Genomic DNA, 15,635 nt, shown 5'->3' with positions numbered 1-15,635 from the left:
TCAAAGAGATGAAAATAGCATTAATCGGATACGGAAAAATGGGCCATGCCATTGAGGAGATCGCCTTGCAACGTGGTCATGAAATTGTTTTAAAAGTAGGCATTGAAAATATAGCGGATAATACAGTCGAAAATATAAAGAAGGCCGATGTAGCTATTGAGTTTACCGGTCCGGAAGTAGCTTTTGAAAATGTAATGAGATGCCTGGATGCAGGCGTGCCGGTTGTAAGCGGCTCTACCGGCTGGTTGCAACGGTTTAATGAAGCAAAAGCGCACTGCACCAAAAATAACGGCGCCTTGTTATACGCAAGCAACTTCAGTGTAGGCGTAAATATTTTCTTCGCCATCAATAAAAAGCTGGCCGACCTGATAGCCCCTCACCCGGAATACCAGGTATCGATCACAGAGCTTCACCACACCCAAAAGAAAGACGCGCCCAGTGGTACAGCCATTACGCTGGCCGAAGGCATTATGGGCTCATTAAGCCAAAAGAAGAAATGGGTGAACGAAGCCACCAATAACCCCAATGAACTGGAGATCATCAGCGAACGGGAAGATCCCGCTCCGGGTACGCATACGATCGTGTACAAATCAGATATCGACGATATTGAAATAAAACATACCGCTCACAACCGCAAGGGTTTTGCTTCCGGCGCAGTACTGGCTGCCGAATTTCTTAAAAATAAGAAGGGTATTTACACTATGAGCGATGTACTGGGCTTATAAAACATAAATAATTAAAATATTACATATAATAACCCCCGCTCGTGCGGGGGTTATTTGCTTTTATAGCAGGATTGACATTGCTCAATTTTTATGCTCATTGTACTTTTCTGTTGAGTAATTCAGTAAATTATGATAAGATTTACTAAACTATTGCTGCATGAACTACTATAAACCAGATTATCCTAAATACGCTTATACCTTCTCTGCTTTCCCACACATTGAAATTGGAAAAACCTCCGCCGGTCCCCCACCCCTACATTGGCTTTAGCCCTCTTACAGCCAGACGCCGCTCTTTTACAGGCAGTGGCAGAAGATTTGATACGTCTGTCTATTAGGCCCAACCCCCAACCATTATCGGCTGTACATTAACCTGCCAAACATGAAACGAAATAAAATTCGCATGGCGATTGCAGAGGATCACCAGACGGTAATCGATGGATTGTTATCCTTGTTACATAAACATGAATATTTTAAAGCAGTTATCATTACCACCAACTCCAATGAGCTGCTACGGCAGATGGCCTGTACGCCCGTTGACATTTTGTTTGCAGACATTACCATGCTGTACCGCACGGGGCATGAGCTGGTAAACAAAGTAAAAGAACTGTTTCCCCGGGTAAAAATGGTTGCCCTGTTTGAAAAGGAGCAGCAAAACATTGTAAATACCATGATCGAGGAAGGCTCTATAACCGGGTATGTGCTGAAAAACACTGATAAACACAGCATAACCAAAGCACTGGAAAACTTGATACAGAAAATTTACTCAACCGATAAAACGCTGAAAGAAATGCCGAATCCTACTGTCCGCCTCAGAAAAGTAACACCCGAGCCATCTCACCTTACCGACCGGGAGCTGGAAGTCATCCGCCTGATTGAACAGGAATACAGCAATAAGCAAATTGCCGAGCGGCTGTTTATCAGTGAACGAACGGTTGAAACCCATCGCAAGAACATCTTTCGTAAAACCAAAACGAACAGTGTAATAGGGCTTATAAAGTATGCTTATAATCATAAACTTGTTATAATAAGGTAAGGGCTTCCCGGGCCCGGCAAGGGCCTGTAAATGTGGGTTAACAGTGATTTTTACACCCATCCATTTAACATGGCTAAGGATAAATAAATTATTTTATCTTACGCCCTTATAGTCCTGGGTTGAACCTCAGGCGACTTTACGTGTTTAAATAAGAAAATACATGCTATCCAAGAAAGCCCAGTATGCCTTTAAGGCCTTGATGTATATGGCTGATAAAAAAGATAATGAACCCATTCTTATTGCGGAGATCTCAAAAAAGAAACGCATCCCTCTCAAGTTTCTGGAAAACATATTGTTGGAACTGAAAAAAGCCGGTATCCTGGAAAGCAAGAAGGGAAAAGGCGGTGGGTACTTCTTTAAAGAATCGCCCAAAGACATTCCACTGGCTAAAATTGTTCGCCTCATAGACGGGCCCATAGCCATGCTGCCCTGTGTAAGCATGTACTTTTATGAGCGTTGTAAAAACTGCGATGAAAAGCAATGCGGGCTGCACGATATGATGATTCTTGTACGGGATGCCAACCTGCGCATTCTGGAAAAGAAAACCGTGGCCGATCTTACTAAAAAGATGGTTTAAAGCACTTTATTATAAAACCGGCCCAAAACCACCCCCTTTAATAACAGTGGATTTATATTGAGTTTCATACTTAATATTGTAGTTTTGCCGCCGAAATAAATATTCAATCAGATATGTCTACTATCACCAAAAACATTGATTTTTCACTTCCCTATAAGGTTAAAGATATCAGCCTTGCAGAATGGGGTCGTAAAGAAATTCGCCTTGCAGAAGCAGAAATGCCGGGATTGATGGCGTTACGTGCGGAATATGGAGCATCACAGCCATTAAAAGGCGCCCGTATTGCAGGTTGCTTACACATGACCATTCAAACTGCAGTGCTTATTGAAACCCTGATCGCTTTAGGCGCAGAGGTTAAATGGAGCTCTTGCAATATCTTCTCCACCCAGGACCATGCTGCTGCTGCTATTGCTGCTGCCGGTATTGGCGTTTATGCCTGGAAAGGCCAAACGCTGGACGAAGCTGACTGGTGTATTGAACAAACCTTGTTCTTTGGTGGCGCCGACCGCCCATTGAATATGATCCTCGACGATGGTGGCGATCTTACCAACATCGTATTTGATAAATACCCTGAGCTGGTACAGCACATCAAGGGTTTGAGCGAAGAAACCACAACCGGTGTTCACCGCCTGTACGAAAGAATGGCAAAAGGTACTTTACCTATTCCTGCCATCAACGTAAACGACTCTGTAACCAAGTCAAAATTCGATAACAAATACGGTTGTAAAGAGAGTCTGGTGGATGCTATCCGCCGCGCTACCGATGTTATGCTGGCTGGTAAAGTAGCTGTTGTAGGTGGTTATGGCGACGTAGGTAAAGGTTCTGCCGCTTCACTGGCAGGTTCAGGTTGCCGCGTAATTGTTACCGAAATTGATCCTATCTGCGCTTTACAGGCTGCAATGGACGGCTTTGAAGTTAAAAAAATGATCGATGCTGTTAAAGAAGCAGATATCATTGTTACCGCTTCGGGCTGCCGCGACCTGATCACTGAAAAGCACTTCCGTGCTATGAAGGATAAAGCCATTGTTTGTAACATTGGCCACTTTGATATTGAAATTGATGTAGCCTGGTTGAATAATAACTACGGAAATACCAAAGACACCATTAAACCTCAGGTAGACCTATACAGCATTGATGGCAAGGATGTGATCTTACTGGCTGAAGGCCGCTTAGTGAACCTTGGTTGCGCCACCGGCCACCCCAGCTTTGTAATGAGTAATTCATTTACCAACCAAACGCTGGCCCAGTTAGAACTGTGGACAAACAACAAGAAATACGAAAACAAAGTATACGTTCTGCCTAAACACCTCGATGAGAAAGTTGCCCGTTTGCACCTGAAAAAGATCGGTGTTGAACTGGATGAACTGACCAACGATCAGGCTTCTTACCTGGGTTTACCCAAAGAAGGGCCCTTTAAGCCAGAACACTACCGCTACTAAAAACAGCAGGAAGTTATATATGAATAACCCCTCCCGGCACACCGGAAGGGGTTATTTTTTTCCTGCTGCCCCATTCACTTTTTTCGCTTTTGGCGTAAAAATGCAAAAAAGTGAATATAGTACTGGAATACTATAATGGCAAAATATAGTATTCCAGTACTATAATGGGTAATTATAGTATTGGGGCACTATAATGGTAAAACCCGGGGAAATGAGTATATTTGTGAAAAGCTGGGGGAATTTATGGCTAATATATCAAGGGCGTCAGTGATCAGTGGCGATATTATAGGCTCATCGCAACTGAAACCAGCCTCAAGAAAAAAATTACAACAACTGCTGAGCCTCTTCTTTGAAGGCACCACCCTCGAATGGCTCGATTTGCGGGCGCAGCAATACCGCGGCGACAGCATACAAATAACACTTACTATAAACCGCCTGGCCGCATTACGTATAGCCCTGCTATTACAAACCTGCCTTTTAAAAGATAATTTTAAAATACGGCTGGCCATCGGGGTAGGTGATATAAGCTTTAAAAGCGGCGAGGTAATTACTTCCGATGGGTCGGCATTTCAGGCATCGGGCCCCTACCTCGATGCATTGACCAAAAGCGGCGAAATGATTAGCATAGCCGGCTTCGATGAAGAATTCACCAGCGAATGGCAGGTACACAGCGCTTCCCTCAACTACATCCTGGAGCGTTTAACCAGGCAACAGGCCGAAGCGGTTTACCTGCAGTTACAGGACCACACCCAGGCTTCCATTGCAAAAAAATTAAAAATAAAACAACCTTCGGTTCACCAGCGGCTGCAGGCGGCAGGCTGGCCGGTTGTGCAAAAAATTCTTAACCGTTTTGAATCGGTTATACCAATGGTTTAAGTTATCTTCAAACGCAGAACGCAGAACGCAGAACGCTCAACGCAGAAGGCTGAAGGCTGAAGGCACCCGCATATTGAGATTTCTGAGTTATTGAGGGAAGATCGATTTACGGAGACCAGCGTTAAGCGTTTAGCATTCAGCTTTAAGCATAAAATTATGGTAACCTTATTTCAATGGATATTCGCTCACCTGTTAGGCGACTTCATCCTTCAATCGCGTGCCATGGTACGCCACAAGCAACGGTTAAAAGCCCGTTCCTGGATGCTTTACCTGCATTGCGCCATTCATGGTATTTTAGTTTACCTGTTCGCGCCCAGCTGGAGCCTGTGGCAACTGCCCGTGCTGGTTATGGTCACCCACTACGTTATTGACCTTTGGAAGCTGAACCAAAAAGACGGGATCGTTTACTTTATCATAGACCAGTTCCTGCACCTGCTTACCCTGTTTATTTTATGGTGTGTATTTGTAGCTCCTTCCGGCTGGTTACCCAAAAACTGGATAGCTGTACTGCATAGCCAAAGCGCCTGGGCCATTGCCACCGGCTACCTGATAGTTACCTTTCCCCTGTCACTGTTACTGGCCAGCGCTACCCAACGCTGGCGCCGCGAAGCGGAAGAACAAAACATCCGTTCATCGGTAAGCCTGAACGAAGCTGGTAAATGGATCGGCATTTTTGAACGCTTACTGGTATTCACATTTGTTATGACAGGCCATTTTGAAGGGGTTGGCTTTTTAATTACCGCCAAATCTATCCTGCGCTTTAACGATATAAAAGGCTCCGAAGCCCGCAAGGAAGCTGAATATATCTTAATTGGCACGCTTATGAGCTTCTCCCTGAGTATACTCATTGGTCTGATTGTTAAAAGTTTTATCTGACGGGGGCCAGTTATGCCTTTTAACAAACATTTTATAGCCCTTTGCCGTTCTTTATACAGCACTAAACAGGAAGCTATATGAAAAATGTTTGGTTAGCGATAATAGCCTTTATTTGCCTGCCAGCCATTGGTTGGGCACAACAGCCTAAAAAGGATAAAAAAGCCGAAATAAAGGCTATAGTGGAAGCGCAGAACTATGTATTTAAAGCCCAGACAGCTTTGCCTACGGCAGGCACCACCCGCCAATTGACATCCGATTATAGCTTACAGGTATCGAAAGATACAATAGTAAGCGACCTCCCTTATTTTGGCCGGGCCTTTACAGCGCCGTTAAACCCCAGCGAAGGGCCCTTGCAGTTTACCACAACCAAGTTTCAATACATGGTGAGCACCAATAAAAAAGGCGGCTGGAATGTGACCATTACTCCCCAGGATGTCTCAGACCCGCATGAACTTATAATGACCATCTTCGATAACGGCTCTGCCTCTATGGTTGTTAACAGCACCAACCGGCAGCCCATTTCATTCAATGGATATATTACCGCAAAGAAATAGTTATACAATGTAACCAGCCTTAACGTCGACATACAAAAAAACAAAAGCTCCCGCCGGGAGCTTTTGTTTTTTTCAACATCATTTAATGTTATTGGTTAGGCTGAGTTTCTACTTTCGTCTTTCCTTCCTCGGTTTTATGTTTTGCCTTTACACCATGTGATTTTTTGTTCTTGGGATGAATCACATTATGTACCTTATCCCCTGTTGTTGTATTCGGTTTTACCTTTGTTTTTGAATCCTCTGTTTCAGTTTTCTTTTTATCCTGTGCAAAGGTTGAAGTTGTAGTCAACGTAAGCGCACAGGCTACGCACAGCATCAATATGGTTTTTTTCATAACTTAAACTTTCGCTTATATTAAAAAAATCCGTGCCATGCGGTTATTTAAACCGTAGATTCATTGATATTATATTTGAATTCAAATCGTTAGAACGTGTGTAATGTCCGTACCGCACTTCAATCATGTTAATATGCTGATTGCCCAAAATGCCCGTTGGAGGCGACAATCGTATTCCCGCACCAAACATGCTGCTGTTAAATGACGACTGGTCGTAATTACTGGTAAAATACTCATCGGCTGCGGTATGCGCCTGGTAGGGTGCAAAGTAATCGGTTGCCTGCTGCGTATAAAAGCGGTAAAAGGGCGTAACCGAAAAAAACGGGGATAGCTTGATGGCCGTTTCCAGCTCAGCTGTATGGGCTTTTAAACCCCAATTGTCCTGGTAATACCGGTAAAAGCTGCGAAACACCAGTTTATCGCCCACAAAATAGTTAGCCCTGAACCCCAGCGGCAGTTTAAACCGCCTGTCGGGCAAATGCTCTATGTGCACTGAATTATCATTCCAATAAACCCGCTGAAAAGGCAGCCCAAGATATCCTTTCTGGTAAACAAGGTCCATCAGGAACATGACCTGTAACCGCTGACTTATTATTTGAGAATACGATAATGAAGTGCTGAATGAATTACGCGGCGCATAGCCCGTGTTATTGGGATCGCCCGGAATGGGTTTGCCATCACGTAATTCAATGGGCCGTATCAATTTCACGTTATCCAGGTATACCAGGGCGTTTATCGAAAATTCGCCGCTGCGGTCCTTTGTTTTGGCAGCAAAGTTTGCACTGGCCCCATGGGCGAAATAATCACACTCATGGGAGTAATAGGCCCCTAATCCAAATGTTTTTCCTTTTTTCTCGCTTTCCACTGTCCAGTTAAGGGAGGGATAGATACGGGTATCGTTGCGGGAAGGTCCCGAAATGGTTTTGGGATCTACATTGTCAGTAGAGGCTGAAGTAAAGTGGTCGACCCCTATATCAAAGATAAAACTGTGTTTACGGTCTTTGCGATCTCTTTTAACCAGCCTTAAGTCGAATGAACTTGAAATATTGGTTAAATGCTGTGACCCTACGCCACCGGTTACTGCTGCATGATCGCCATTTTGCTGATAGTAACTGGATACCAGGTTTATTTCATCCAGCTTTAGTTTCCTGCTCTTATAAGCGGAGGAATCTTTAGGGGTGGTTTGTGAGAAGGCAGTTAACAATCCCATGTACAAACCCACTACGGTTAAACAGATCTTCTTCATAAGTTATTGAATGGTAGAAGCCAGCAATTAGTTACATCCACAACCGCCGCCGAGCTTTCCGGAATTGGCGCCGGATGCTCCCTCGCGGTACGATTCAAAATTTGCTTCGGGTTTTTCAACTTTTCTATTACTTAACGACATCTCTGCATCATTAAGCTTGTTCTTCTGGTATTCCTTAACGGTTTTACAGGCGCTTCCAATGAACACGCTGCCTGCTATCAATAACAGGGCGCCAAAAGAGTGGGGTACGTTTCTTTGCTTCATAGTAAATAAATTAAAAACCGGCATGACAGGCGGCTTTGACCTCGTTCACAAATTGCCCCGCCCCGCCTGCCGGAAAGCCCGCCCATTCTTTTACCACTTTCCCATCGGCCGACAACAATACGGTTAATGGAAAGCTTCCTTTCTGGTTATACAGATCGGCGAGGTGCTCATTTTGCTTTTGTTGTTCTTTAGAAAGCTGGTTCTTTTTCAAGCGCGGGAAATCGGCATTCAGCAATACCAGGTTATTACCTGCTACCTGTTTAAACGCATCGCTGCCAAATACCTCATCGTGCATGCGTATACAGGGTCCACACCAATCGGAACCTGAGAAGTTCAGCAGGATGTATTTGTTCTCCTGCCTGGCGGTTTCTTTTGCATGTTCATAATCTGTTCCCCAACCCGGCAATAACAGCCTGGCTACAATCAATAACAATGCTGGTAAGTTCATTTGAATATAGATTTTAACTGGTACGTTGTAACATCGAAAAAAGTATGCCTAAAACGGGCCATTAATCTGTAATTAATACTCAATAACAAACCGGTAAGGGTTTCTACCTACGCTGTTATTGCCCGTCTTAATGCAGGAAAGAAAACTCAATAACCATACTAAAACTTTATAGTTACAGCTTGATAGGCGTCGGGAATACGAAACAGGTGGAAGTTTGACGGATGCAGCTATATAATCAATATGCAATAAGCAATTGGCAAAAAGCAATTAGCTATTGTCAGCCTATTGTCTATTGCCCATTGGTCATTCCGGCACTGAAACGACAAATGCGTACAGGGTAACCCTTATCTTCTTTTCAAATTACCCCCTATTCTAACGCTACGTTTATCCTTACCTGTATTAACACATAAATTACAGGCAGTCTTACTTGTTAGTTGATCCAAAACAACTTCTTTCAATTTCAATACTACGCATGAGTTAAATCATATCATTAAACCCAATTCGTGCGTTAGATTTACATGTACATGTTCACTCCTACCTGGTCCTAATCGAATATCACTTAAAATCTCAAAATCCCTATGCGCCAAACTAATCGCTTACATGTGAACTTTTACCGTGTTGAAAAACCAGACACGGCTGTCACACTCCACCAGGCTAAACCTCAAACCAATAGCCGTACAATACACATTCAAAGGAATGCATTGCTCGATCATATCAGTGATGCAGTGATCTTTACCGACATGGATCTGCGTATCGTTTACATCAACAAAATGGCTGAACAGGTTTATGGCATCCGGTCAAAAGATGTAACCGGCTGCCTTTTTCGCGAGGTCATTAAATACGATTACATCAACGATTCGCCCGAACAGGCTTTACAAATATTACAACAAACAGGTAGTTGGCAGGGTAAAGTAGTTTTTACCAGAAAGGATAATAAACAATTCCATCTTTTATCGACTGTTACATTTGCCCGCGACGAGCATAGAAAACCTGTTGGTGTAATTGCCACCCTGAAGGATATTACTGCCGAGGAACTTACTAATGTAGCTGCACAGAAAAGTAAACTGGAACAGCAAAAGGTAATTAATATGCTGATGATAAAAACCCAGGAAAATGAACGGAATGAATTAGGGCGTGAGTTACACGATAACATCAACCAGATCCTGGCTGCAGTAAAACTGCAACTGGAATACAGCCTCGAGAACTACGATGAAGAAAAAGGCACTATTGAAAGATGCAAAAACAATATTGAAGAAGTGATCCGCGAGATCCGCAATCTTTCACATCGCCTGGTATTGCCGCGATTTGCCGAAACCACTTTGCTGGCTGAATTACAAAAAACCATTGATAACATCCTACAGCAACAGCCTGTTTACCTCGATCTGCATGGGTTAAATGAATCGCAGATCCCCGATAATATAAAGGAAACTATTTACCGGATCATCCAGGAACAGTTAACCAACATCATCCGGCACGCCAAAGCCCAAAAGGCGATCATAAAAATATACAACACCACTGCGAGTGTATTCCTGCACATTGAAGACGACGGTATTGGCTTTAACACCAACCAATGCCGCAATGGCGTTGGCATTACCAATATTTTAAACCGGGTAGAGACCTATAATGGAAAAGCTACGATCACCGCTGCCCCCGGTAAGGGATGCAGAATTGACGTAGCTATTCCGTTAAGAAATTAAGAATGAGAAATTAATAATTAATTATGAAATGGGAATACATGGTTATTTCCTCAAAGCCATGTTGCCTTGTATCCCTTATTTGCTTTTTCTTTTATCAGTTTATCTTTTTCCAGTTGCGCGGTAGTTTCCTTGGCAAATGTTTTTACCTGCACCTGCCCCTTTGTTCCCACCCTGCCATAACGAACGATCAGTTTACAACCATCCAGTGCAGCTTCCCAGAAGCGGCTGTTCTCTCCTTCTGAATTAACAAGCCGGTGAAAAGTTAAATGATCATACGGGGTTGCCGGCGCGGCTGGTTCTGCAGAAACCGGCGTAATGGGAGTTTCTTCGTCTGCAGGTTCAATGATTGCATCGCCCCCCAGTATTTCATGCGCATCGGCTGCTTTTTCCTCCTCCTGCCCTGCTTCCTGGTGCAGGCGTTTTATGATCAGTTCCAGCACTTTATCGGGCTGATTTAACCAGTCTTTCGCAAATACGTTTATGGTTCGCCAGTTGAAAGTTTGCAGAATGGCCGGCCGCTGATAGTATTGTTCCAGCAGGTTTTCATTTTTATAATGCCGGTCGTCATCCAGCAAAATACTCAGACTATAGGTGGTATCGGTAGGTTTTGCTTTCACCGCCAGGGAGCATTTGAAATCCGACTGACCAACCTGTTCTGCCACCTCGTATCCCTTTTTCTCCAGTTGTTCCTTTATCTGTTGCAGAATGATATTATCCGCCTTGATCTTTGATCTTTCTTTTTTATGCAGCACCAGGCTATCCAGGATAGTGCGGGCCGAACGCATATCACCACAGCTTACCAGTTCAGAATATTGCAAAAAGCGTTTGAAGTAATTGGCGCCTTCGTTGTATTCATTGGTGATATGATGGTGCCGGATACTGCTCACCACAGCCATGTGTTTCTTGGCCCGGCTGAAGATCACATTCAATCTTTTTTCGCCGCCCTTCTTATTGATAGGACCGAAATTCATGATCATCTTTTTGCGGGAATCAAAACCATAACACACGCTCATGATGATGATGTCGCGTTCATCGCCCTGCACATTCTCCAGGTTCTTTACAAACAAGCCGATAAACTGGTCCTCTTCCGTGCGGCTCCAGGCATCTTCCAACTGCTGTTCAAAGGTTTTGTCTTTCGAGGCCAGGTTTGTCAATGCGTTTTCAATGGCTTCCTGTTGTTCCTGGCTAAAGGCTACAATACCTATGCTTTCCTTCACCTTCTTTTGCAGCAGGGTTTTCACCATATAAGCTATATAATCCGCCTCATCGGTATTGATGCGTTTTTCATAAACACTATTGGGCAGAAAATGGAAGCTGATACTGCGGTCAAATAAAGCATCCACATGTTTGCCAGCTTCCTGTGGTTTTGTTATCTCTATCGATTTCTTCTCGGTATGATGGATGGTCTTATCAGGAATGGTAAGCAGGTTCGCTTCATAAAAAGCGTGGTTGCTAAAGCTGATCAGGGTCTCAAACCGGCTTCTGTAGTGCCAGCCCAGCATTACGTTACCCAGTTTTCTGGCGCCCTGTATCAACAGGCTGTCGGCATCATTACTTAATAATTCATCCTCGTCATTATCATTGTACACTTCCAGGTCGTCAGGATCTTCTGTACGCACGGCAAAGAAGTTGGTAGGCGGCATTTGTTTGTCATCACCCACAATAATGGTTTGTTTGGCGCGGTACAATGCCGGGATCCCTTCTTCCAGCGTGATCTGACTGGCTTCGTCAAAGATCACCACATCAAAGAAATCTATATCAACCGGTAAACTGTCGCTCACACTTAACGGGCTCATCAGCCATACCGATTTAAGGTCTTTTAACACCAGGCCGCTTTCTTTTCCGGAAAGCTCCCTGATACTCTTGAACCGGATGCTTTTATTGAATTCGTTTTCCAGTATTTTACGGCCTTCGGTATAATTCTTTTTAAACTCGCGTTGCTCCGGCGTAAGCTGACTGCTGGCGATATTGCTCAGTTCTACATTATGCAAAAAGCGTTGCCGTACTGTAGCCCTGATGTAATCAGCATTTACCTTCAGCAATTGTTTGTAGCAATGTTGTATTTGCCGCACCGCCTTTTCAATGGCGTGCATATCGGTATTGGCAAATACCTTATTCTGGTGGTAAATGTGCGACAGGGTTTTACTGGCCATGCCGGCCTCTGCCTGTAAGGGGGTAACCGGTATGTTCCTGAGCACATCTTTTACCGAACTGGGCAGCTCTGAATATTCGCGCAATGCAGGCAACAGATCACGCAGGCTTTCTGCATTCATGCTGATGCTTTCCAGTTCATCGTAAATATCGCTCACCGGTTTGGTATCATAATCATTCAAACATTGCTGTAACTGGGTTTGCAGCTTTTGCATGTTGTTATTGAGCTTACTCAACTTTGTTACCAGTTGATTGGCCTCTGCATGATGCAATAAATAATCGATCTCTTTATCACCCTTTCTGGCCCTGATGCGTTCTATACTTAAATGGGTGAGGTCTACATTATCAACTTTATACTGCTGTTGCAGAAAATGGCGTTCCATGGCCACCATATTGGCAGCATCATATTCTTCTTTCAATTGTTGCAATACAGTAGCATAACCGGGATGTACCGCATGCTGACTGAAATCGTAGCATTCATCGATCTTATTCTTCAGCCGGTTCCATTTGCTGTTCAGGAATTTGAAAAACGATTCTTCATATTTGGCAGCTAAGGGAATGGCGGCCAGCATATCCTGCTCGCTCAGCCTTTGTTTCCAGTTTTTATTCCGTTCCCTGATCTGCTCATAATGCTGTTGCTGCTGTTTGTACAAATGAACGCCTTTGTCAAACTTGCGGGCCTGCTCATTGCCTTCATCAACCAGCGCCAGGCTATCTGTTTCTGCCAGGGGATTCAACACTATAGCTACACTCACCAGGTTCTTTATCTGCTCCAGGCGATTGGTATGTTCGGGTGGAATATTATTATCCCTCACTACTGCAGTAATATCAGTAAGCAGGTTGCGGGAATGCAACAACAGGTTTTCCAGCACTGTTTCGGGGTTCTCATTGCTGAAGATGTTTTCATTTATCTTACTGAACGGATGTTCTGCAAAAGTGGGTTCTGCACCCGTTTCTTCCAGCGCATTGCTCAATTGCTGAATAACGCTGCCAAACTCCAGCCACTCTTTATAATGTGGCAATGCATCTGTTTGTTTTGCCGGACGAACGATGAGGTGCTCTTTCAACTCCACTACCCGCTCCAGCAGTTTTCTGAATTCAATGCCGGCCTGTTCGGGAATGGCAGTATGCGTAGCATGGAATTGTTTCAACATTTCCAGCTGCTCATTGGTTTGTTTTAATAAAGCATCCCTGCTACTCTGGATCCTTTCCAGGTCCATTTTATTTTTGGTGAAATCTTCGTAGGTTTCTTTCAGGTTCCTGATGAACTCTTTTTTATCGCCCAGGCTGTCGTGAATATAACAGCACAATTCATCAAGCCCCTGTTGTTTCAGGCGATGGTACACCACATCCAGGGCAGCACGCTTTTCGCACACAAATAAAATGCTATGGCCACGGGCGGCAAAATCGGCGATCAGGTTGGTGATCGTTTGGCTTTTACCGGTTCCGGGCGGGCCCTGAATAATGTAACTTTCTTTTTCCCTGCTTTTTAAGATGGCCCTTGTTTGAGTTGGGTCGGCAGTAATTACGTGGTACCAATCGTCAGTACTGTTCCAGTTTTGTTTGGTATCACTGGTTGGCTTGGGTTTGCTGCTGAAGAGTTGTTCAAACACTTCATTGGGCACCTGGTTATCGATCACGAAATTGTAATCCCGCACCAGGCTCATTTTCTTATAATTGAAATTGCCCAGCACAATGTTGCACATATCAAAGTCCCAGCTGTAGGGATTGCCCTCGCTTTCTGATAATTCAAATGTTGGGCGGCGTTTATCGGCTATGCTTTCGGTTAACTGCGAAGGCACAATGCGGGCCTCTTCATGCCCCAGCGATTCCAGGAAACCTTGTTTGGGTTCCACTTTTTGCCGGAATATTTCAAGCCCCAGCGGTTTATATTGCTCCTGCTGATAGCTGTAGCCAACATCTTTATAACTGTTCAACTGTTTGCCCGAACGTTGTAACCGCTTTTTAAAATTGGTTACCGTTTGCTTGGCTGCATTATGCACCAGGCGAATGCGGGGCTTTTGAATATAATTCAGCACAATGCCCTGGTTGGCGGCATCAATCTGACCTTTTAATAATTGATAGAATTGCTCCGGGCTCATTTCATCCAGGTCCACATAATCGGGCAGTTCAATGCCATATAACTCTTTCAGGTAACTGGCCAGCACCGGGTTTACTTCCGCCACATTATCGGTGATCTTTAACACATAATGGTCTTCCTTTAGTTTCTTGTTCTTCTTCACTTCCGCAGGCACCAGTAATAAAGGGCTTTGAATGCGCTCTTCTGCATCCTCTTTCAGGTTGTGCCAGTTCAGGTACACAATAACCAGTTTCAGCTGGCTGAACCCATACTCCTGGATGTCGCGCTGGGCCTCTATGCGTATTTTATCGAGCGAAGAAGGTAAATACAGGTGATCTTCAAACCGCAGGTATTTGTTCAACACAATTTCCTTCATGCCGGTTACGCGGTCGGCAATATCCTTGTTCCAGGTAAATAATAATTCCGGACGAATGCTTTGATAATGCAGCACCATGGGCACACTGCTTACCGTAAGGTTTACAAACCGCATATTCGGTTTGTAATACAATAACCGGTTCCGTCTGCTGGTGTCGAATAGCCGGTTGCGAAGCTTGTTTAAAATAAGCTGGTTACGGTTGGTCAGTGATTTATTGATCCAGCCGGCAATATTGCTTAAGTCGGTTTCTTTCTCGGGGTCATAATCCCGGTAATGTTGCAACCTGTTTACGATATCATACAGGTCCTGCACCCGTTTTTGGCGGCTGAGTTCCGTCATTTCAGCAATGAGTGCACTGATGGTGGGGTGGATACGATGGTTGTACAGGATGGGATTGCTGCGGTATTTTGCAAACAAGGCCAGGTCCTTTTCTTCATACAGGTTCAATCCCAGGGCCATACTGCCTAATACACAACCCAAACAAAAAATATCGGTCAGTTCATCATGGTGGCCCAGGTTCACTTCAAAACAACGGTAACCGGGCATATAAGCCGGGAACGACAACGTTTCATTGCCATTCAGGTGGATCCTTACATTTTCCACCGATACGGCGCTATCATCGATTTCTATTCCCGGTTTGGCGGCACCGCCTGGTTCAAAATGGCGGGATTTATGTCTTTCAAACAAGGCTATTACTTTCCCTATTGCATTCATTGGTTTGTGCGCCGCCCGTTCATCGATATCCATGCGGTTATCGGTAATAAACAGGGCGTTTTCATTTTCAAATGGCGCAACAAGGCCGGCTTCATGAAAGCCGATCACCTCTTTACAGAGCGGTAGTACGAATGCGATAACATCGTCTGTTGCATAATCACCATTGTCGAATGCTGTTTTCAGAAATTGTCTGAATGATTGAACCTGTATTGACATAATCAATAAATTGAGATCTATATGGTATT

13 protein-coding genes are annotated in these 15,635 nt (G+C 44.2%); 8 read left to right on the top strand and 5 right to left on the bottom strand.

Translation table 11 applies throughout. The annotated features are described in order from the left end of the window. Positions 1-8: 8 nt before the first annotated feature. The 7 genes from dapB (at position 9) to NIAKO_RS05585 (ending at position 6,080) form a co-directional block, all read left to right on the top strand. Positions 9-725, top strand: a complete 717-nt coding sequence (dapB, locus tag NIAKO_RS05615) for a 4-hydroxy-tetrahydrodipicolinate reductase (RefSeq protein WP_014217430.1) — start codon at positions 9-11, stop codon at positions 723-725. Between the two features lie 379 nt (positions 726-1,104). Then, a complete protein-coding gene (locus tag NIAKO_RS05610; RefSeq protein ID WP_081195923.1) occupies positions 1,105-1,758 on the top strand; it encodes a response regulator transcription factor in 654 nt (217 codons plus the stop codon). 160 nt (positions 1,759-1,918) lie between these two features. Further along, on the top strand, positions 1,919-2,335 hold the full coding sequence (locus NIAKO_RS05605; protein WP_014217428.1) for an RrF2 family transcriptional regulator: 417 nt from the start codon (positions 1,919-1,921) through the stop codon (positions 2,333-2,335). Between the two features lie 113 nt (positions 2,336-2,448). Beyond that, positions 2,449-3,774, top strand: a complete 1,326-nt coding sequence (ahcY, locus tag NIAKO_RS05600; protein WP_014217427.1) for an adenosylhomocysteinase — start codon at positions 2,449-2,451, stop codon at positions 3,772-3,774. A gap of 243 nt (positions 3,775-4,017) precedes the next feature. Next, the gene (locus tag NIAKO_RS05595; protein WP_041346388.1) at positions 4,018-4,650 is read left to right on the top strand and encodes a sigma factor-like helix-turn-helix DNA-binding protein; all 633 of its coding nucleotides are present in this window, start codon (positions 4,018-4,020) and stop codon (positions 4,648-4,650) included. 156 nt (positions 4,651-4,806) lie between these two features. Next, complete coding sequence (locus NIAKO_RS05590) at positions 4,807-5,526, top strand: DUF3307 domain-containing protein (protein WP_014217425.1); 720 nt, start codon at positions 4,807-4,809, stop codon at positions 5,524-5,526. 77 nt (positions 5,527-5,603) lie between these two features. Next, positions 5,604-6,080 carry a DUF4251 domain-containing protein gene (locus NIAKO_RS05585; RefSeq protein WP_014217424.1) on the top strand — a complete coding sequence of 159 codons (477 nt, stop codon included), beginning with the start codon at positions 5,604-5,606 and terminating at the stop codon, positions 6,078-6,080. Positions 6,081-6,168: 88 nt separating this feature from the next. On the opposite strand, the gene NIAKO_RS05580 is transcribed toward NIAKO_RS05585, so the two are convergent. From NIAKO_RS05580 to NIAKO_RS05565, 4 genes are read right to left on the bottom strand one after another with little or no spacing between them, the layout of a single operon-like run. Continuing rightward, complete coding sequence (locus tag NIAKO_RS05580; RefSeq protein ID WP_014217423.1) at positions 6,169-6,414, bottom strand: hypothetical protein; 246 nt, start codon at positions 6,412-6,414, stop codon at positions 6,169-6,171. A gap of 43 nt (positions 6,415-6,457) precedes the next feature. Beyond that, on the bottom strand, positions 6,458-7,660 hold the full coding sequence (locus NIAKO_RS05575; protein ID WP_014217422.1) for a DUF3570 domain-containing protein: 1,203 nt from the start codon (positions 7,658-7,660) through the stop codon (positions 6,458-6,460). A 27-nt stretch (positions 7,661-7,687) separates the two neighbouring features. Further along, complete coding sequence (locus NIAKO_RS05570; RefSeq protein WP_014217421.1) at positions 7,688-7,924, bottom strand: DUF4266 domain-containing protein; 237 nt, start codon at positions 7,922-7,924, stop codon at positions 7,688-7,690. A 10-nt stretch (positions 7,925-7,934) separates the two neighbouring features. Then, positions 7,935-8,372: a thioredoxin family protein gene (locus tag NIAKO_RS05565; protein ID WP_014217420.1), complete on the bottom strand. Its 438-nt coding sequence runs from the start codon at positions 8,370-8,372 to the stop codon at positions 7,935-7,937. Positions 8,373-8,950: 578 nt separating this feature from the next. Between NIAKO_RS05565 and NIAKO_RS05560 the strand changes: the two genes are divergently transcribed. Beyond that, positions 8,951-10,069, top strand: coding sequence for a PAS domain-containing sensor histidine kinase (locus NIAKO_RS05560; protein ID WP_014217419.1), 1,119 nt, complete (start codon positions 8,951-8,953; stop codon positions 10,067-10,069). Positions 10,070-10,119: 50 nt separating this feature from the next. On the opposite strand, the gene NIAKO_RS05555 is transcribed toward NIAKO_RS05560, so the two are convergent. Next, positions 10,120-15,606, bottom strand: a complete 5,487-nt coding sequence (locus NIAKO_RS05555; protein ID WP_014217418.1) for an AAA domain-containing protein — start codon at positions 15,604-15,606, stop codon at positions 10,120-10,122. Positions 15,607-15,635: the final 29 nt, after the last annotated feature.

The organism is Niastella koreensis GR20-10, from assembly GCF_000246855.1.
GTDB classification, from domain to species: Bacteria; Bacteroidota; Bacteroidia; order Chitinophagales; family Chitinophagaceae; genus Niastella; species Niastella koreensis.
Note: the sequence above shows the minus strand (reverse complement) of the source record. Positions and strands in the feature narration are given on the sequence as shown.

Coding starts and splice junctions, on each gene's coding strand:
- NIAKO_RS05560 (WP_014217419.1), top strand. CDS start 8,951: ATGCGCCAAACTAATCGCTTACATGTGAACTTTTACCGTGTTGAAAAA.
- NIAKO_RS05595 (WP_041346388.1), top strand. CDS start 4,018: ATGGCTAATATATCAAGGGCGTCAGTGATCAGTGGCGATATTATAGGC.
- NIAKO_RS05610 (WP_081195923.1), top strand. CDS start 1,105: ATGAAACGAAATAAAATTCGCATGGCGATTGCAGAGGATCACCAGACG.
- NIAKO_RS05590 (WP_014217425.1), top strand. CDS start 4,807: ATGGTAACCTTATTTCAATGGATATTCGCTCACCTGTTAGGCGACTTC.
- NIAKO_RS05575 (WP_014217422.1), bottom strand. CDS start 7,660: ATGAAGAAGATCTGTTTAACCGTAGTGGGTTTGTACATGGGATTGTTA.
- dapB (WP_014217430.1), top strand. CDS start 9: ATGAAAATAGCATTAATCGGATACGGAAAAATGGGCCATGCCATTGAG.
- NIAKO_RS05585 (WP_014217424.1), top strand. CDS start 5,604: ATGAAAAATGTTTGGTTAGCGATAATAGCCTTTATTTGCCTGCCAGCC.
- NIAKO_RS05605 (WP_014217428.1), top strand. CDS start 1,919: ATGCTATCCAAGAAAGCCCAGTATGCCTTTAAGGCCTTGATGTATATG.
- NIAKO_RS05555 (WP_014217418.1), bottom strand. CDS start 15,606: ATGTCAATACAGGTTCAATCATTCAGACAATTTCTGAAAACAGCATTC.
- NIAKO_RS05565 (WP_014217420.1), bottom strand. CDS start 8,372: ATGAACTTACCAGCATTGTTATTGATTGTAGCCAGGCTGTTATTGCCG.
- NIAKO_RS05580 (WP_014217423.1), bottom strand. CDS start 6,414: ATGAAAAAAACCATATTGATGCTGTGCGTAGCCTGTGCGCTTACGTTG.
- ahcY (WP_014217427.1), top strand. CDS start 2,449: ATGTCTACTATCACCAAAAACATTGATTTTTCACTTCCCTATAAGGTT.
- NIAKO_RS05570 (WP_014217421.1), bottom strand. CDS start 7,924: ATGAAGCAAAGAAACGTACCCCACTCTTTTGGCGCCCTGTTATTGATA.